Origin of the sequence: Methylacidiphilum kamchatkense Kam1 (assembly GCF_007475525.1) — a bacterium.
In the GTDB taxonomy this organism is placed as follows: domain Bacteria; phylum Verrucomicrobiota; class Verrucomicrobiia; order Methylacidiphilales; family Methylacidiphilaceae; genus Methylacidiphilum; species Methylacidiphilum kamchatkense.
Genome location: NZ_CP037899.1, coordinates 948,468 through 966,197 on the forward strand (window position 1 = coordinate 948,468; position 17,730 = coordinate 966,197).

General features: G+C 42.1%; 12 protein-coding genes, 3 tRNA genes and 3 rRNA genes. 11 read left to right on the top strand and 7 right to left on the bottom strand.

The features are described from left to right. Positions 1-208 precede the first annotated feature (208 nt). From kam1_RS04465 to kam1_RS04510, 10 genes are all read left to right on the top strand, one after another. Positions 209-1,732, top strand: a 16S ribosomal RNA gene (locus kam1_RS04465). A 400-nt stretch (positions 1,733-2,132) separates the two neighbouring features. Further along, positions 2,133-2,208, top strand: a tRNA-Ala gene (locus kam1_RS04470). Between the two features lie 89 nt (positions 2,209-2,297). Next, positions 2,298-2,371: transfer RNA gene (locus kam1_RS04475), tRNA-Ile, on the top strand. Positions 2,372-2,504: 133 nt separating this feature from the next. Beyond that, positions 2,505-5,353: ribosomal RNA gene (locus kam1_RS04480) — 23S ribosomal RNA — on the top strand. 96 nt (positions 5,354-5,449) lie between these two features. Continuing rightward, positions 5,450-5,565, top strand: a 5S ribosomal RNA gene (rrf, locus tag kam1_RS04485). Together the 16S, 23S and 5S rRNA genes with 2 tRNA genes alongside form the textbook arrangement of a ribosomal RNA operon. Positions 5,566-6,200: 635 nt before the next feature. Then, positions 6,201-6,725: a hypothetical protein gene (locus kam1_RS04490; RefSeq protein WP_039721715.1), complete on the top strand. Its 525-nt coding sequence runs from the start codon at positions 6,201-6,203 to the stop codon at positions 6,723-6,725. Positions 6,726-6,751: 26 nt separating this feature from the next. After that, positions 6,752-7,243, top strand: coding sequence for a hypothetical protein (locus kam1_RS04495; RefSeq protein ID WP_039721714.1), 492 nt, complete (start codon positions 6,752-6,754; stop codon positions 7,241-7,243). Between the two features lie 66 nt (positions 7,244-7,309). Next, the gene (locus kam1_RS04500) at positions 7,310-8,755 is read left to right on the top strand and encodes an NADP-dependent isocitrate dehydrogenase (protein ID WP_039721713.1); all 1,446 of its coding nucleotides are present in this window, start codon (positions 7,310-7,312) and stop codon (positions 8,753-8,755) included. 34 nt (positions 8,756-8,789) lie between these two features. Then, positions 8,790-8,863, top strand: a tRNA-Gln gene (locus kam1_RS04505). Between the two features lie 10 nt (positions 8,864-8,873). Then, positions 8,874-9,734 (top strand): sugar phosphate isomerase/epimerase family protein, encoded by an 861-nt coding sequence (locus kam1_RS04510; RefSeq protein WP_039721712.1) that lies wholly within the window; start codon positions 8,874-8,876, stop codon positions 9,732-9,734. Positions 9,735-9,748: 14 nt separating this feature from the next. Here the strand turns inward: kam1_RS04510 and kam1_RS04515 are convergent, their stop codons facing one another. From kam1_RS04515 to kam1_RS04535, 5 genes are all read right to left on the bottom strand, one after another. After that, entirely contained in the window at positions 9,749-10,177 is a 429-nt protein-coding gene (locus kam1_RS04515) for a hypothetical protein (RefSeq protein ID WP_039721711.1), read from the bottom strand. A gap of 111 nt (positions 10,178-10,288) precedes the next feature. Further along, on the bottom strand, positions 10,289-11,983 hold the full coding sequence (locus tag kam1_RS04520; RefSeq protein WP_039721710.1) for a 4-alpha-glucanotransferase: 1,695 nt from the start codon (positions 11,981-11,983) through the stop codon (positions 10,289-10,291). A gap of 115 nt (positions 11,984-12,098) precedes the next feature. Further along, positions 12,099-13,187: a class I SAM-dependent methyltransferase gene (locus kam1_RS04525; RefSeq protein ID WP_235277426.1), complete on the bottom strand. Its 1,089-nt coding sequence runs from the start codon at positions 13,185-13,187 to the stop codon at positions 12,099-12,101. Between the two features lie 126 nt (positions 13,188-13,313). Further along, positions 13,314-13,622 (bottom strand): hypothetical protein, encoded by a 309-nt coding sequence (locus tag kam1_RS04530; RefSeq protein ID WP_039721709.1) that lies wholly within the window; start codon positions 13,620-13,622, stop codon positions 13,314-13,316. A 6-nt stretch (positions 13,623-13,628) separates the two neighbouring features. Further along, positions 13,629-14,567 carry a DnaJ C-terminal domain-containing protein gene (locus kam1_RS04535; protein ID WP_039721708.1) on the bottom strand — a complete coding sequence of 313 codons (939 nt, stop codon included), beginning with the start codon at positions 14,565-14,567 and terminating at the stop codon, positions 13,629-13,631. A gap of 72 nt (positions 14,568-14,639) precedes the next feature. Here kam1_RS04535 and kam1_RS04540 point away from each other — a divergent pair, with 72 nt between their 5' ends. Next, a complete protein-coding gene (locus kam1_RS04540) occupies positions 14,640-15,536 on the top strand; it encodes a DNA-3-methyladenine glycosylase family protein (protein ID WP_039721707.1) in 897 nt (298 codons plus the stop codon). A 60-nt stretch (positions 15,537-15,596) separates the two neighbouring features. On the opposite strand, the gene kam1_RS04545 is transcribed toward kam1_RS04540, so the two are convergent. Both kam1_RS04545 and kam1_RS04550 read right to left on the bottom strand, forming a co-directional pair. After that, on the bottom strand, positions 15,597-16,994 hold the full coding sequence (locus kam1_RS04545; protein WP_039721706.1) for an aspartate aminotransferase family protein: 1,398 nt from the start codon (positions 16,992-16,994) through the stop codon (positions 15,597-15,599). Positions 16,995-17,094: 100 nt separating this feature from the next. Continuing rightward, positions 17,095-17,730, bottom strand: a complete 636-nt coding sequence (locus tag kam1_RS04550) for an MBL fold metallo-hydrolase (protein WP_039721705.1) — start codon at positions 17,728-17,730, stop codon at positions 17,095-17,097.

The following is a 17,730-nucleotide window of genomic DNA, read 5'->3' on the forward strand; positions in this document are numbered from 1 at the left end:
CTTTTTTTTAGTAAAAAAAATCTATTGACTAAAATGGGAGAGTGAATAGGATAAACTCCCTACGATAAAGCAAAATTTTAAAAATTGTTCTTTGATAACTTTTGGTCGCCTAAAAACAGGATTGAGTTGTGCAGAACCTTATGTAAGGTTTTGCAGTAGTTTTGTGGCCTGCTCTAAAATTTAGAGCATTTAGCCAAGAATCTTTCTCTTTACGGAGAGTTTGATTCTGGCTCAGAGCGAACGCTGGCGGCGTGGATAAGACATGCAAGTCGAACGAAGCTTGTTCCTTGGCAACAAGGAACAAGTTCAGTGGCGAACGGGTGAGTAACACGTGGGAACTTACCCTGAAGTGGGGAATAGCCCATCGAAAGATGGGGTAATTCCGCATGTGATCGAAAGATCAAAGTAGGGGACCTGTAAAGGCCTTACGCTTCAGGAGAGGCCCGCGGCCCATCAGCTAGTTGGTGAGGTAATGGCCCACCAAGGCTAAGACGGGTAGCTGGCCTGAGAGGGTGGTCAGCCACACTGGGACTGAGACACGGCCCAGACACCTACGGGTGGCAGCAGTCGAGAATTTTTCACAATGGGCGAAAGCCTGATGGAGCGACGCCGCGTGGAGGATGAAGGCCTTCGGGTTGTAAACTCCTGTCACCCTGGACCAAGGCTTTCAGGTTGAATAAACCTGGAAGTTTGATTGTACAGGGAGAGGAAGGGACGGCAAACTCTGTGCCAGCAGCCGCGGTAATACAGAGGTCCCAAGCGTTGCTCGGATTTACTGGGCGTAAAGGGTGTGTAGGAGGTTAGATAAGTCGGATGTGAAATCCCTTTGCTTAACAAAGGAACTGCATTCGATACTGTCTAGCTAGAGGACCGGAGGGGGAAGCGGAACTCTCGGTGTAGCGGTGAAATGCGTGGATATCGAGAGGAACACCGGTGGCGAAGGCGGCTTCCTAGACGGTACCTGACTCTGATACACGAAAGCTAGGGGAGCGAACGGGATTAGATACCCCGGTAGTCCTAGCCGTAAACGGTGTGCGTTAGGCGTTGGCGGAATCGACCCCGCCAGTGCCGTAGCTAACGCGTTAAACGCACCGCCTGAGGAGTACGGCCGCAAGGCTAAAACTCAAAGAAATTGACGGGGGCCCGCACAAGCGGTGGAGCATGTGGCTTAATTCGATGCAACGCGAAGAACCTTACCAGGCCTTGACATGCCGTGTTCAGTTGCTGAAAGGCAATGGCCCGCAAGGGCGAACGGCACAGGTGCTGCATGGCTGTCGTCAGCTCGTGTCGTGAGATGTTGGGTTAAGTCCCGCAACGAGCGCAACCCCTATGTCCAGTTGCCGAAAGGCTCTCTGAACAGACTGCCTCGTATAACGGGGAGGAAGGTGGGGACGACGTCAAGTCAGGATGGCCCTTATGGCCTGGGCTGCACACGTGTTACAATGCCCGGTACAGAGGGAAGCAAGACCGCGAGGTGGAGCAAATCCCAAAAACCGGGCCCAGTTCAGATCGAAGGCTGCAACTCGCCTTCGTGAAGCCGGAATCGCTAGTAATGGCGCATCAGCTACGGCGCCGTGAATACGTTCCCGGGCCTTGTACACACCGCCCGTCACATCCTGAAAGCTGGTTGTACCCGAAGCCAACCGTAAGGTTGTCGAAGGTATGGCTAGTGATTGGGATGAAGTCGTAACAAGGTAGCCGTAGGGGAACCTGCGGCTGGATCACCTCCTTTCTAAGGAGTAAAGCAGCGATAGTATTCGGTAAGATTCCGAAGATATTCGTTGCTTAGGTCGATTACTTGCCCTGCAATCATTGATTGGAGGCAAGTAAAAAAAATGATACTGCAATCCTTATAATAAGGATTCTGCACAACTCAGTTCTGTTGAACTGGCGACCATAGCCTTTTAAAGCTAACACCAACGGCTTAGAATAGTATCTAGGAGAAGGTAAGAGGGTCCATTTTGACTTTAGCTAGCTGATTTTGTTGTTGAGTATCTCTTACTCCAGAGATAGGCATTTCTGGGAGGGAGAGAAAGCAACGACAAAATACTTTGTCAGGCAAAGAGGAATGAATCACCTTGGCCTGCTTTGGAAAAGAAGGAAAGAAACGATAATCGTACGAATAGATTATCGGGGGCATAGCTCAGTTGGGAGAGCGGCAGCTTTGCAAGCTGTAGGTCAGGGGTTCGAATCCCCTTGCCTCCACCAGCATACGATTGGCCCAAAGGTATTGGGCTTGGAGCATAGTTGGGTAATTTGAGAAAAATTAAGTGAGTGATAATATGCTAAGTTCGATTGGGCCTGTAGCTCAGTTGGTCAGAGCATGCGCTTGATAAGCGCAGGGTCACTGGTTCGAGCCCAGTCAGGCCCAGATGGTGGGCATTCCGATTTTCCTGACAGAGATTTTTCTGATAATTTGGGGAATGGAGAAGTTTTAAAAGGCTACTGTTCTTTGAAAACTGCAGGTGATTGAGAGTAAAACATTTAAGAGTACTTAAAGAGAGTTACAAGCAAGCAAGGGCACATGGTGGATGCCTTGGCGCCAGGAGGCGATGAAGGACGTGGCTACCTGCGATAAGCCTCGGGGAGTGGGAAGCACGCTTTGATCCGGGGATTTCCGAATGGGGTAACCCGGTACGAGTAATGTCGTACCATACCAGGTTGAATCCATAGACCTGGATAAGCGAAACCCGCTGAAGTGAAACATCTCAGTAAGCGGAGGAAAAGAAAGCGAAAGCGATTCCGTTAGTAGTGGCGAGCGAAAGCGGAACAGCCCAAACCAGTCAGCTTGCTGACTGGGGTTGTAGGACCACCATATAGGCAGTTGTAGAGCTAGGAGAAGCGGATGGAAAGTCGCCCCATAGAAGGTGAGAGGCCTGTATCTTAAAGCTTGCGCAACGCCTGGTGGTATCCTGAGTAACGCGATGCACGGGAAACTTCGCGTGAATCTGCGCGGACCACCGCGTAAGGCTAAATACTACCTGGCGACCGATAGTGAACCAGTACCGTGAGGGAAAGGTGAAAAGAACCCCGATGAGGGGAGTGAAATAGAACCTGAAACCGTGTGCCTACAAGGTGTCAGAGCCCGAAAGGGTGATGGCGTGCCTTTTGCTTAATGAGTCTGCGAGTTACTGTCTGTGGCAAGTCTAAATCCTTTTAGGATGGAGGCGAAGCGAAAGCGAGTCTGAATAGGGCGTTTGAGCTGCAGGCAGTAGACCCGAAGGGGAGGTGATCTACCCATGGCCAGGATGAAGTCACCTTAACCGGTGATGGAGGTCCGAACGGGTGACGGTTGAAAACGTCTCCGATGAGCTGTGGGTAGGAGCGAAAGACTAATCAAACCCCCTGATAGCTGGTTCTCCTCGAAATAGATTTAGGTCTAGCCTCATGTGCTGACCTGTGGGGGTAAAGCACTGAATGGACTAGGGCCCTTACCAGGGTACCGAATCCAATCAAACTCTGAATACCACAGGGTGGAACATGGGAGTAAGACGGTGGGGGATAAGCTTCATCGTCGAGAGGGAAACAACCCAGACCGCCAGCTAAGGTGCCAAAATGCAGCTAAGTGGAAAGGATGTGAAATTTCTTAGACAGTGAGGATGTTGGCTTAGAGGCAGCCATCATTTAAACAGTGCGTAATAGCTGACTCACCGAGAAATTTTGCGCCGAAAATGATTGGCGATTAAGCTGCATACCGAAGCTGCGGGTGTCGTTAAGACACGGTAGAGGAGCGTTCCAAATACTGTGAAGCGGGAGGGTAACCGACCGTGGAGTGTTTGGAAGTGAGAATGCAGACATGAGTAACGATAAGGCCGGTGAAAATCCGGCCCGCCGTAAACCCAAGGTTTCCTGGGGAAGGTTCGTCCTCCCAGGGTTAGTCGGGGACTAAGTTGAGGCCGAAGGGCGTAGACGATGTCAAGCTGGTTAATATTCCAGCACCACCGACATTTAACCGGAAGGGACGCATTTCAAGAGAAAGGCGAGGTGCTGAAAGTCCTTGTCCCGCAAGGGGACCTGAGGGAGAAATCCTGAGGGGATCTTTCAAATGAAATGCCAAGAAAAGCTTCCGGGTAGACTAAGGTGCCCGTACCGGAAACCGACACAGGTGGGTGGGTAGAGTATACTCAGGCGCGTGAGTGAAATCTCTTTAAGGAACTCGGCAAATTAGCCCCGTAACTTCGGGAAAAGGGGTGCCTCCTGCAAAGGAGGTCGCAGTGAACAGCGCCAACCGACTGTTTAACAAAAACACAGCTCTCTGCAAAGTCGTGAAGACGACGTATAGGGAGTGACACGTGACCAATGCTGGAAGATTAAGGGGAGAAGTTAGCCCTCAAGGCGAAGCTTTGAACCCAAGTCCCAGCGAATGTCGGCCGTAACTATGACGGTCCTAAGGTAGCGAAATTCCTTGTCGGGTAAGTTCCGACCTGCACGAATCGTGTAACGAGTTGGCGACTGTCTCAAAGAGATGCTCAGTGAAATTATAGTGGCGGTGAAGATGCCGCCTACCCACAGTAGGACGGAAAGACCCCGTGCACCTTTACTGTATGCTGTTACTGGACTTCTGTTATGGTTGCTTAGCGTAGGTGGGAGACTGTGAAGCTTCCTTTTCGGAGGAAGCAGAGTCGCCAATGAAACACCACTCTTCCGTAACGGAAGTTCTAACCAAACTCTCTGAATCGAGATTTGGGACAATGGCAGCTGGTCAGTTTGACTGGGGCGGTCTCCTCCTAAAAAGTAACGGAGGAGTTCTTAAGGTTCCCTCAGCACGGTTGGCAATCGTGCGTCGAGCGCATGGGTAGAAGGGAGCTTGACTGTAAGACCGACGGGTCGAGCAGGTACGAAAGTAGGACCAAGTGATCCGGTGGTTGAATGTGGAATCGCCATCGCTCATCGGACAAAAGGTACGCCGGGGATAACAGGCTGATCGAGCCCAAGAGTCCATATCGACGGCTCGGTTTGGCACCTCGATGTCGGCTCATCGCATCCTGGGGCTGGAGAAGGTCCCAAGGGTCCGTCTGTTCGCCGGTTAAAGCGGTACGCGAGCTGGGTTCAGAACGTCGTGAGACAGTTCGGTCCTTATCCACTGTGGGCGCTGGAGATCTGAGGGGTTCACTCCCTAGTACGAGAGGACCGGGAGTGACGGACCGCTGGTGTTCCGGTTGTGCCGTCAGGCGCAGCGCCGGGTAGCTATGTCCGGAAAGGATAAGCGCTGAAAGCATCTAAGCGCCAAGCCATTCCCAAGATGAGATCTCCCCATCAGGGCCGTGGTAGACTACCACGTTGATAGGCCGCGCGTGGAAGTGCAGTAATGCATGGAGCGGAGCGGTACTAATAGCCCGATTGGCTTGTAGTTCTCTAAGTGCTTAGGTCTTTTATTCTCAATTAACCTGCAGTTTTCAAAGAACGAAGTCGGTCTCTAGACCTCTTCCTTTGTATACAAAGGAAGAGGTCTGGTGACCATAGAGACATGGAACCACCCGTTCCCATCCCGAACACGGAAGTGAAACATGTCTTCGCCGATGGTAGTGTACCGATAGGGTACGTGAGAGTAGGGCGTTGCCAGAAATAAAATCCCTTACTTATTTAAGTAAGGGATTTTTTTTCTCTTGATGACGGAGCATAAGACCTCAAAGCTCGGGGCTGCTATCTAGCCTCAATGCTGTGGATTGGATACGGGAAAGGTAAAACCTCGTTCTAGGCTTGTGCTTAATTCTTGAGACTGAAGCTAGATAATTTTTTCCCGCGTCTAGAGTATTACATCTCCGATGGGCTTCTAGAGAAAATACGTGAGCATCTTGGAAACGGCCCCACCAGTTCGAAGCTGAAGATAGGGATGTTTATTCTTTTTAACTCCTTCTACTTGAGCTGTATGCTCTATATTGGGTATCGGCTGTCCTGTATCTCCGAGATCTAATGATACACTGGAGAGCAGCTTGACGAGGAACTGGCTTATTTTCAACGAACTACCCAATGCGGGTCTTCCGCTTCAGTAAGCCAATTCCTTGGACAAGATGCAGTCAGTTTGCATCTTTATTATTTTAAATCCATGGCAAGCCAACATACTTGATATAAAGAGGCGATTTCCTCTCATCTTTTCAAAAGAACAAGAAATTCCTGCATCTGCCTAATTGCTTTATTTTATTGACTGAGGTGCGTTTTCTTTAAAAGAATTACCTAAATTTGATGAAAAGATAAAATTTATGAATTTTATCGATAATATTTTTAATAATTCTTTTAAAATAATTCTAATGGCTGGGCTCTTTTTGTATTTTTGTGGATGTGTACATACCAATTATTTTCCTTATCATGGAGATGGAATACAAGAAGGAAAAGGGGGAGGGAAAAGGGTTATCCAGGGAATTGAAGTTTGGTCTGATGGTCTTCCGAACAAAAAGTATAAGATTATTGGAGTAATTCACGATGAAAGAAGTGGTCTTTTTTCTTCTGGATTGATCAAGGATGTTGTTAAGAAAGCAAAGTCAATTGGTGCCGATGGGGTTATTGAATATCAAGCTTATGCAGTTGCTGCCAATCAATTAGCTGCAGCTGCGGCTGGTTTTGGCACAAACGCAATGTACTTTCCTCAATCCTATGGATCAACAATGGGAAGTTGGTTGCCCTATGCTGGACCGGCTTCTGCAGGACTTTCTGGAGCACAAAGCGGACAGTCACGTTGGTGGGTATTTAAGTATATTCGCTCGCAGAACGATAAGAAGGAGAAGTAAATAAAAAACTTTTTTCTGCATAAAGAATGAAAAGTCTTCTAAAGAAAAGTCTATTGTTTTTTTTGCTTTTATTAGGAGTCTGGGCCTGTTCCTCAACTAATTATATTCCTTATGAAGGAGGAGGAAGGCAAAAAGGGAAAGGAGCTTCTGTTCAACAAATTAATGGTATTGATGTCTGGTATGATGGATTGCCTCCTCGGCCATACAAGATTATCGGTATCATTCATGATAGAAGAAGTGGTTTGAGAAAATCCTCTTTACTAAAAGATATTACTAAAAAGGCTAAAAAAATGGGGGCAGATGGCCTATTGGAGTACCAAGCTTATGGGGTTTTACCGGGCGGAGCAACCGCTGCCCTTGGATCTGCTGCCGGGCAAGCCATATGGGTTGCAGGGGCTTATGGGGCAAGTGCGGCCACCGGCCCAGGCTTGTTCATTGCAGCCCCTGTTTTAGTTGGCCTTTCTTCTGCAACTGGGGGGCAATCTCGATGGTGGGTAATTAAATACTTGGCTAATTGATGGAAATTAAGTCTTTAATATGGATTAAAAATGAAATAATTTAATAAATTTAAAAAAATAAATCATATGAAAAAAGTACCAATTACTGTTGCTTATGGAGATGGCATTGGGCCGGAAATCATGGAGGCCACTTTAAAAGTCCTTTTTGCTGCTGGAGCTGAGTTGGAGATTGAGACCATAGAAATTGGTCAAAAAATTTATATGCAGGGAAACCCCACTGGGATCGATCCTTCAGCTTGGGAAAGTCTAAAAAGAACAAAAGTTTTTTTAAAGGCACCAATAACAACTCCACAGGGAGGTGGCTTTAAAAGCTTGAATGTCACCTTTAGAAAAGCTTTAGGGCTTTTTGCAAATGTAAGGCCTTGTGTAGCTTATCATCCTTTTATTTTTACAAAACATCCAAAATTGGACTTAGTTATTGTCAGAGAAAACGAAGAGGATCTTTACAGTGGAATAGAACATAGACAGAGTATTGATTCCTATCAAGCCTTGAAAGTTTTGTCTTTTCAGGGAACCGAAAGAATTATTCGGTATGCTTTTGAATATGCTCGTTGCTTTCAAAGAAAGAAAGTGAGTTGTTTTACAAAGGATAACATCTTAAAAATTACAGATGGGATGTTTCATAAGGTTTTTGAAAGGGTTGGGCAAGAATATCCAGATATTGAAAAGGAGCATTGGATTATTGATATTGGTTCGGCTAAACTCGCTGACAGTCCAGAATCCTTTGATGTGATTGTTCTGGCTAATCTCTACGGGGACATTCTATCCGATGTAGCCGTTCAGATTGCAGGATCTGTTGGCCTTGGTTCTTCGGCCAATATTGGTGATAGATATGCTATGTTTGAAGCTATTCATGGATCTGCGCCTAGGAGAGCCGGACAGAATGTTGCCAATCCTTCTGGGCTTCTTTTGGCCGCTGTTCAAATGCTTATTCACATTGGACAAAATGCGGTTGCTGATCGCGTCTATAATGCTTGGCTTAGGACCATAGAGGAAGGCATTCATACGTATGACATTTTTAGAGAAGGGGTCAGTAGAAAAAAAGTTGGTACAAAAGAATTTTCCGATCAAATCATCCAGAATTTAGGGAAAGAACCGGAGGTATTAAAACCTTTTTGTTCCACTAAATTTAAAGAAAATCCTAAAACAAATTTTTCTATTGTTCTTCCTCAAGAAAGAAAAGAGCTAGTTGGAGTAGATGTTTTTGTTGAATATCCTCCTTATCCAGCTCAATTAGCAAACCATTTAAAGGGCTGTTCTGATCCATTTATTTTGGAATCGATTGCGAATAGAGGCATGTCCGTATGGCCTGCTTGCTTTGAGGAAGCTTTGTTGGCTGGTCCCTATCAATGCCGTTTTATTAAAAATAAAGAAAATAATTCAACCATTTCTCATGGTGATGTTGTTAGACTTTTGGATCGAATCCAGAAAATTGGATTGGAATTCACTAAAACAGAGTTATTGTATACTTTTAACGGAATAGAGGGATATTCTCGTAGCCAGGGGGAATAAAGAAGCAAAGCAACCAGGAATAATAGAGCAGTATTGCCCGGTGGTGTAATGGTAGCACAGAGGTCTTTGGAGCCTTTAGTCATGGTTCGAGTCCATGCCGGGCAGCCAAAAAGGATGTATGAGACTGGGTATTTCAACAAGTGTCTTTTCTGATAGGCCTATATTTGAAGTTTTACCTTTAATTGCTAAAGAAAAATTCGAAGTCGTTGAAATTTGGTCTTCTCCAGATTCTCAATTACAATACACCCATTTTGATGTCCAAAATCTCAAAGAGCTTAAGGAGCTTAAAACTCAACTTGCAGCTTTTAATTTAAAGGCGATTAGTTTGCACAGTCCCTTTTATCCTTCCTTTGACCTTTCTCATCCAGATCCTTCCATTCAAGAACAATCTATAAATGTGACTGTAGCTGCGGCTAAGGCATTAAAGGAAATTGGCGGAGAAATTCTTGTGGTCCATCCTTCTGGGGTGGAAAAAAATCAGTTTTCTGAATTAACAGAAGAAAATAAGAGACTTGAGTTGATTCGAAAAAATATTGGAATCATTTATCAATATACCCATAAATTAGGAGTAATTTTAGCTTTAGAAACTTTATTGCCTCAATTCCTTGGATCGAATTTAGACTTTCTTTTTCATCTTGTTTCCTCTTTTCCAGAAGATGTAGGGATTTGCTTCGATACAGGGCATGTTTTATTAAACCATCAAGCAGATATTGATATACAATATAAAAAAATCGCTAAGAGAGTGGTCTCTTTGCATATTCAGGATACTTTAGGCCAGCAGGATGACCATCTTGTCCCTGGGGATGGGATAATCAATTGGCAAAACTTTATTGAGGCTTTGAAAGAAGAAAAATTTAAAGGGGATTTTCTTCTAGAAATTAATGGTTTATCTTTTAAAGATAATCCTGAAGCTTTATTGCAAAAAGCAAGGCTTCAGAGTCTTGAGAAAATAAAGGGGAAAATAGAAAAGGATCCTTAAGACTTCTTTCTCTTTCATGATCGACTTACAGCGGAAAGCTGTGTATCAATTGCTTTTACTAACATGGGACTTACGTGCCATTCTTTTCCGTGGGTATGGATTATTGTTCCATCATAGGTTTGTTGAAAAATTCTACCATTTTTAAATTTGACTTGAATGGTCACATGAACTTCTGCTTCCTCTTGGGAAGTCCATGGATTAATTGAAGGCATGTCTACGTAATTCACGACGATTTGGTGACCTACTATATTTAATTTTTTACTATTTTCTGGATTGAAAAGGTCTTGTTCAAAGGCGGCACGCGCATTCTTTTTCCCTGGACCTGTTATAGAACCATACTGCCAGAGATAAACGGCTTGATCACATCCCCCAAAGATCAACATAGGCAGAAGCAATGCTAATCCCAAGGAAAAGATTTGTTTTTTGATAGCACCAGACTTCATTTTAACTCTTAAAAGTATTGAATAATTGAATATTTTTAAAAAGTAAAAAATTGAAGAAGAGTTTCTTTTTTGATGATGGTTTCAGTTGCTATCTGTTGCCCATAAGAAAATTTATGATCTTTTTGTTTGATCTATAAGCTCCTTGATTTTTTTTAGCTTACTACCAAATTCTGGTTCTTCGAGATAATCCATTATGGGTTTATCTAATCTATCTTTCCAATTGTCTTCAGGTCTTGAACCAGGATGATTGAATTGAAGTTCTATTCCTAAAAGATCACTAATAGTAAAAACAACAAGCCAGCAGGGAGAATGTAAAAGAGTTTCAATAAATCTGAGATGGAGTCGTGAGTCATAATGGTTTGGAAGCTCAGAAATATTCCATCCGAGAAAATCAGCAATTCTCTGTAGCTCTCTTCTCTCTTCACTATTAGGATTTTGAGCAGCTCTTTGACAGAGCTGATTAAATTGAACCCTCAAAGGAGGATGATCGTGGGTAGCATAAGTAGCGACCGATAGGGCAGGATATTGGGTGATTGGCTTATAGGAATGGTCAGCTAGCCTTTCGAACATCGGAATAGTAAAACCTGGAATCCCCATTTTTTGTAAAAGAGGTCTAACGTAGTGAGGGACTAAACCAAGATCTTCAGCAATGACGATTTCATTTTTCGCGGTTTCAAGGATAACACTTAGTATTTTTTTCCCTTGATTGGCATTAATAAGGGCAGACGTCTCTGGTTCATCAGGACCAGGGAAAAATCGTGGAAGCTTCCCTCCCGTTTTTGATTTTATTTCTTCGGTAGAGAGTGAAAGGAATTCATTATTTTGTTCAGGGAACCAAGGAAAGGCGTAGATTCGAAAAAATCCAAGAACATGATCGAGCCGAAAAGCATGGAAAATTTTTGTTGTTTGAAGGATCCTTCTCTTCCACCAACGAAAAGATTCAGCTTCATGATTTTCCCATCGATACAAAGGGAAGCCCCAATTTTGTCCCCATTTCTTTACAAACTCATCTCCTTGAAAAAAAGTTTCTGGTGGGGCACCACAACTCCATTGACAATCAAAAAGTTCTTGACTAGCCCATACATCTGAACTGTATCTGTTAATGCCATAGGGAATATCTCCCATCAGTTTTATGTTTTTGGAATCAGCATATTCTCTTACTTGTTTCCATTGAGTATAAGCAACCCATTGAATAAAGGAATAAAAACGGCGTTTTTCTAAAATCCACTTTTGATCTTTTTGTCTTTTAAGCCATTCGATTGCGTTTTCGTAAGTTTTTATTTCCTCTGGCCAATCGTTCCAATGTGTATTTCCAGCATTTTCGTCCACAAGAAACCTAAAAAGAGTGTAGGTAGCAAGCCAATCTTGGTTATTTTTACAAAAAAGTATAAATTCCTTTTTCTTGACAAGGTGAGAGGAAGCAATGAACCTATAAAAGGCTTTTTCGAAAAGTTTTTTCTTGATCGATTTTACGGTCTTATAGTCAATCAAATGATCTTCAAGCCTTTCTTTTTCTAAATTCGAAAATTTTAAATCTTCTGAACTAAGTCCAGGAATAAAATCAGGCTCCATAGTAACGAGCATGGGATCGTAAGCAATGGAACTTAGAGTATTGTAGGGGCTATTGTCTTCACTGGTCTCATTTATTGGAAGGATTTGTAAGTAGTTTATATGCATCTGTTTGCAAAAATCGATTGTGGAAAGCACCGCTTTGGTATCCCCAATTCCCAAATCGTTTTCTCTCCTTAATGAAAAAACCGGGGCAAGAAGTCCTACCCGTTTTTCATCTATATTGATTGGTCGCATAGAAAAAGTAAAAACGTTTGTAAGAACGAAAGAAAAAAGGATAAAATTGTCTTCAATTTAATTGTGTTAGAATACAATTCTTTTTGAATAGAAACAAAACAATTCAACTCCTCTTTTAGGGCCTTTTGGAACGACAAAATTTGAGACCCGATAAACAGAGAGGTTGGGAGGGGTTTTTAACAAGGAGAAGGAATTTAAAATTTTCTCCCATGAAATGAGGATGAGAAAGCATAAAAAATTTTCTTATCCAGCTTTCTCTTTTTGGATTTTTAACAAGGAAAAGGGGGTCTATAATACACATTTTATCTAATAATCCCATGAAAAAATGATGTTGATTTAGCCATCCAATGGCTTCGAGCCCGCTTTCTTCAGCGGCTTTAAGAATTAAGCCAAAATTCAGATGTGTTGTAATGTCGCAATCGGCAGGAAAAAGTAGTGGATTGGCAAAAACTTGATGGCTTTTGTAGCAGCGAAGGGTACCTTTAGAGCGCCACGGTGCAAAATATTCTTCTTTGGTTAAACCATAATCAATGATGAAAAACAGAGAAGAGGAGGTTTTAGCACTAGCTTTTTTAATCCATTCCATTGCTTCTAGATGAATTTCTGTTGTGTACCCTTCTATTTTTGGAATCCCTAACTCGTCAATCATCCATGCTAACTGACTATTTTCCTTAACTGGCAGATCGATAAAGCAAAGTTTATTTTCGTGATTAATTCCGACATAATGCTCCATCCACTTTCCCTTTTGAAAACTTATTCGTTTTACCGGCAGACTGTCTAAAAATTCATTGGCAATGAGGATAGTGAAATCAGATAGCATGGGAAGGTCTTCCCATTCAGTAATCCAAAAGAAACGGTCAGTAGTGCCAATCCGTTGATGAATCTCCTTTTTCTGTTGAATTTGGTTATAAGAAAAAGGCTCAAGAAAAAGGTAGGACAAGTTTTTTGATAATTCCGATTCGTTCTTGTCCAACCAATCAACGATGTCACAGGCCAGTTCTCCTCCTCCAGCTCCTGCCTCAAGGATCCAAAGAGAATCCCTTTTCCCCAACTGCTTCCAAACTTCAGTGCATTGCATTGCAAGAAAATCACCAAATAGCGTTCCTACAGAAACACTTGTAAAAAAATCTTCATTTTTCCCTATGCGTTTTTTTGTTCCTTGGACATAGTAGCCGTACTTGGGGTGTCCTAAATGTAAGGCCATATACTCGTTGAAGGGTATAGGGCCTTTTTCCTTTATTATTGAGAAGATTTCAGAAAGAAAGAACGGCTGGCTTTTTTTTGCAGTGTTCATGAAAAGAGAAAAAGAAAGAACATGATCTCAGTGATCTTATTTTTGCAAGGTCTTGAACATTCTATAAAAACTGCGTAAAGCTTGAAATCCCATCCGATGTTCAAGTCTTAATCTTTCAAACTGCTTAAGTAAAAACACTGCATCATCGTTAAAATAAAGCTTATCATGAACAGTTTCCCAAGGAGTAATTAAGCCAAGGTGTAGATACAAAGAAACAATTTCTAAATCTATGCCTGTTTCCTTGGACAAGGCTTCAAGAGAATAAAGTCTTAATTTTCCTTCACCCATTCCAGGAATGGAAAGGGAGAGAAGATTTTGGTCGTTTGTCTTTTCTTTAGGGTTCATTTTCTCTTACAAGTGTTTCTTTTTGCTTAGTTGTTCCCAAAGTTTCTTTTCTTCATTGTTGACTGCTTGGGGTACGTTTATAGATATAACAGCGTAAAGATCTCCTCTTTTTTTCCCATCCAAGTAAGGGAGGCCAAGTCCTTTTAATCGAAGTTTGGTTCCAGATTTGCACCCCGCTGGTATTTTTAAATTAACTTTGCCTTCTAGTGTTGGAATCTGGACGGTAGCGCCTAATGCGGCATCCCATGGTGGGATTTCTAGATCATAATAAAGATCTTTGCCTTCTACCCTAAAAAAAGGATGTTTTGCATATTTAACTTTTAAAAAGAGATCTCCTGGTTTCCCATAAGCCGAAGGTTCTCCCAGTCCAGCTAGGCGGATCCTTTGCCCTTCCTCAATACCAACAGGAATAGTTATTTGATAGGTATCTTTACGGCTCCCACCATCCATAGGACGAGTTACAGTGATTTGTCGCACCGATCCGTGAAGCACTTCGTCAAGGCTGACCAAGATCTCAGCCGTTAAATCTCTCCCTTTTTGCTTCTTCAGAGATGTTTCTCCATTTTTATGGAACAAATTTGAAAACAATCCACCAGGTTCAGAAAAAAACATCTCAAAAAAATCGCTAAATCCAGTGCCTCCAAAACTTGGTCCATACTCTCCTTGGTGTTCCCAACCTTTAGGATATGACCAGAAAGGAGGGACAAACTCTTCTTGGGTTCTATCCCAAGAAAGGAACATCTGATCATATTTTTTTCTTTTTTCTGGATCGCTCAGGACCTCATAAGCTTCGTTTATTTCTTTAAATTTCTCCTCTGCCTCTTTTTTGTCTTTAGCGACGTCCGGATGATAAATTCTGGCAAGGCGCCTGAAGGCAGCTCGGATCTCATCTTGAGTTGCGTTTTTGTCGACTCCTAATGTTTCGTAATAATTTTTAAACTTCATAAATGGGATTTCAAAAATAATATGATCAGTTGGTTTTTAACAATGCATTAAAATATTAAACTTTAATGTCAAATGGATCAAATCGTCAATGATTGGCCCTTTATTGGGACGATATCCAGTGAATGTCTGAACCTGGATGCCACTTTAGGCTGTGGACAGACTTTCTCTTGGAAAAGATTAGATAAGGGGGGATGGATTGGACAAGCTGGGACAATTCCTTATGCAATTTTTCCAGCAAGCGATCAATTATCCATTTATAGTCCATTAGGATCATTGGATGAATTCCAAGAATATTTTCAAACCACATTCGATCTTGAAAAAGTTTTTAACAGTTTTCCTTCCGATGATTCTATCTTAAACCAAGCAAGGCTTTTTTCTCAAAAACTGAGGATTTTAAAACAGGATCCTTGGGAAACTATCCTTAGCTTTCTTTGTTCGTCCGCCAAGCCTATCATTCAAATTCGTAAAATCACCCAATTGTTAAGGCGATTTTATGGAAAAGAGGTCTTGCCAGGATTTTTTTCTTTTCCTTCCCCTGAAGATATTTTAACCAAAGGACCTTCTCTTTTAGAACAATGTAAACTTGGATTTCGATCCGACTATGTATGGAAAGTGGCTTCCATTTTTGCAAAAGAGAATAAAAAATTTTTATCAATGCTAGCAACTGCCTCAACAGACACTATTCGACAAACCCTTTTGGAACTACCAGGAATTGGGAGGAAGATAGCTGATTGTGTTCTGCTTTTTGGATACGCTAGAATGGAAGTCTTTCCTATTGATAGATGGATGGAAAGAGTATTGCAAACCTTTTATTTCAATCTTCTTGAGAAAAGAAAAATATCGAAAAAGGAGCTTCTGAGCTTTTCTTCTAGCTATTTTGGTCCTTTTGCAGGATACGCCCAACAGTATCTTTTTTATTGGTCTCGCTCCGTTTTCTGGAAAAAGGGGGGGCTTTGGGAATATCAATAAAGAGTCAACTAAAGAGGCTGATTTTTTTTCTTCGGAGGGTTGAAAAACCTGTTTGTTATTCTAACCATCTGTTTTTTGTGCTCTCATCGCTTTTAAGAAATTGGTTCCTAAGTTCCACAAGGGCCCAGGGAATTTTTTTAATTCTTCAAGAACCGATTCCAAGGAAGTGATAAAATAGTTGATTTCTTCATCTCCTATGATCAAAGGAGGAAGGCATTTGACAATGTCCAGATTGTTTGCTGCAACTTGACTCAATATTCTATGTTCAGACATGAGGGTAGAAACAATTAATTGAGGGAAAAGCCCTTTGTCCATTGAATGAATGGTCTTCCATGCCATTTTTCCAGTGATGGACTTGGGTTCACCAAATTCAATGGCAATCATAAGCCCTTTGACCCGTACTTCTTTAATCCAATCATATTTTTTTTGGAGACCAATCAAAGCCGTTTCAATCTTTTCTCCACAGTTTTTGGAGTTCTCAATTAAGTTGTTTTCCTCTAGTATGGATAAGGTAGCAAGCCCACAAGCACAGGCGAGATTATTCCTCCCAAACGTTGAGGAATGAACGATACATCTATCGAGCCGATTAAAGACTTTTTGATAGATTTCTCTTCGGGTAGCTATAGCTCCACAAGGCACATAGCCACCACTTAAAGCTTTTGCAAGCGTCACAATGTCTGGCTCAAGATTCCAATGTTCAAATCCAAACCATTTTCCCGTTCTCCCTAAACCTGTTTGAACTTCATCACTAATCAGCAAAGTGCCATATTTTCTACATAATTTTTGAGCTTCCTCAAAGTAATTATCTCTTGGAAAATAAATTCCTTTTCCTTGGACAGGTTCGAAAAGAAAAGCAGCCACATCTCCCTTTTTTAGCTCATGTTCTAGACCATTTAAATCTCCCATAACGACATGTTCACAGCCGGGTAAAAAAGGACCGAATCCTTCATGAAAATAGGGATTTGCTGAGACGGATAGAGAACCCATACTTAGTCCATGAAAAGAGTTGGTAAGAGAAAGGATTCGAGGCCGTCTTGTTGCAGCTCTAGCAAATTTTATAGCCCCTTCTACAGCTTCTGTCCCACTATTACATATAAAGATGGCATTCAGATGAGAGGCTCCACAGGCCTCAAATCGTTTTACAAGGGCTTCAGCAAGGAGACCACTCAAGAGAGCTGAATCCATCTGGACCATATTCGGCAAATCCAAATCGAGTACCTCTTCGATCACTTTTTTTACTTTTGGATTGTTTCTGCCAACAGCAAAAACGCCAAAACCTCCAAGAAAATCCAGATATCTGTTGCCTTCTTTATCAAACAGATAAGCACCTTGTGCTCTGGTATAAATTTTATCAAACCCAATGATCCTTTGAACCTGAACGAGCGTTCTATTGATATATTGATAATGAAGTGAATAATTTTCACCCATTCGAGATTCTATAATTTTTTTAATGTCCATCAGCTTTTCCCTGTTTTAAAATCTTATTTTTTCTAATAATGCTTGTTGGTAAGAATAAAAAGACAATTTTTATTTTATCTAATAAACAGGAAAAGAATTTTTAATCTTTCACTTTGAAAAAAGGATTTGTTTCTTTTTCTTTCTGAATGGTTGTTGACGGGCCATGCCCAGGATAGACAACGGTTTGAGGAGGCAAAGAAAAAAGATAGTTTTTAATTCCTTCCAGAAGGGCCGAGAAATTTCCATTTGGAAGATCTGTTCTCCCTATAGAACCAGCAAAAAGAATATCCCCACAAAAGACAGCATGCATCCTTGGAACATAAAAAGCAACACTCCCTGGACTATGTCCTGGAATATGAAAAAGGATAAATTCTACTCCATTGCATCCCCAATGCACACTGCCGCCTGCAAGTACAGGTAAAGCAATGATTTCTTCTGGAGGGGCTATGGCTCCTTTGATACCCATATAGGCAACACCTCCGGAATTTTGGACTAAATTATAATCGGAAGGATGAACATAGACAGTGCAGTGAAAAGATTTTTCGATTAAACGAGCTTCCCATATGTGATCAAAATGTCCATGGGTAAGAAGAAGACTATCTACTTCAATTTTCTTCTGCTTAAGAAATGAAGTGATGCCCTGCGGAGCATCAATACAAATATAACCATGCTTTCCAGAGATGAGATACGCATTGGTTTGGAGTTCTCCTCCTGTATAAATAATTGGGTCTTTCAT

What these genes read in the sequence shown, in the direction of transcription:
- kam1_RS04495 (WP_039721714.1), top strand. Translation starts at nt 6,752, where the DNA reads ATGAAAAGTCTTCTAAAGAAAAGTCTATTGTTTTTTTTGCTTTTATTA.
- kam1_RS04535 (WP_039721708.1), bottom strand. Translation starts at nt 14,567, where the DNA reads ATGAAGTTTAAAAATTATTACGAAACATTAGGAGTCGACAAAAACGCA.
- kam1_RS04515 (WP_039721711.1), bottom strand. Translation starts at nt 10,177, where the DNA reads ATGAAGTCTGGTGCTATCAAAAAACAAATCTTTTCCTTGGGATTAGCA.
- kam1_RS04500 (WP_039721713.1), top strand. Translation starts at nt 7,310, where the DNA reads ATGAAAAAAGTACCAATTACTGTTGCTTATGGAGATGGCATTGGGCCG.
- kam1_RS04540 (WP_039721707.1), top strand. Translation starts at nt 14,640, where the DNA reads ATGGATCAAATCGTCAATGATTGGCCCTTTATTGGGACGATATCCAGT.
- kam1_RS04525 (WP_235277426.1), bottom strand. Translation starts at nt 13,187, where the DNA reads ATGGCCTTACATTTAGGACACCCCAAGTACGGCTACTATGTCCAAGGA.
- kam1_RS04550 (WP_039721705.1), bottom strand. Translation starts at nt 17,730, where the DNA reads ATGAAAGACCCAATTATTTATACAGGAGGAGAACTCCAAACCAATGCG.
- kam1_RS04530 (WP_039721709.1), bottom strand. Translation starts at nt 13,622, where the DNA reads ATGAACCCTAAAGAAAAGACAAACGACCAAAATCTTCTCTCCCTTTCC.
- kam1_RS04510 (WP_039721712.1), top strand. Translation starts at nt 8,874, where the DNA reads ATGAGACTGGGTATTTCAACAAGTGTCTTTTCTGATAGGCCTATATTT.
- kam1_RS04490 (WP_039721715.1), top strand. Translation starts at nt 6,201, where the DNA reads ATGAATTTTATCGATAATATTTTTAATAATTCTTTTAAAATAATTCTA.
- kam1_RS04545 (WP_039721706.1), bottom strand. Translation starts at nt 16,994, where the DNA reads ATGGACATTAAAAAAATTATAGAATCTCGAATGGGTGAAAATTATTCA.
- kam1_RS04520 (WP_039721710.1), bottom strand. Translation starts at nt 11,983, where the DNA reads ATGCGACCAATCAATATAGATGAAAAACGGGTAGGACTTCTTGCCCCG.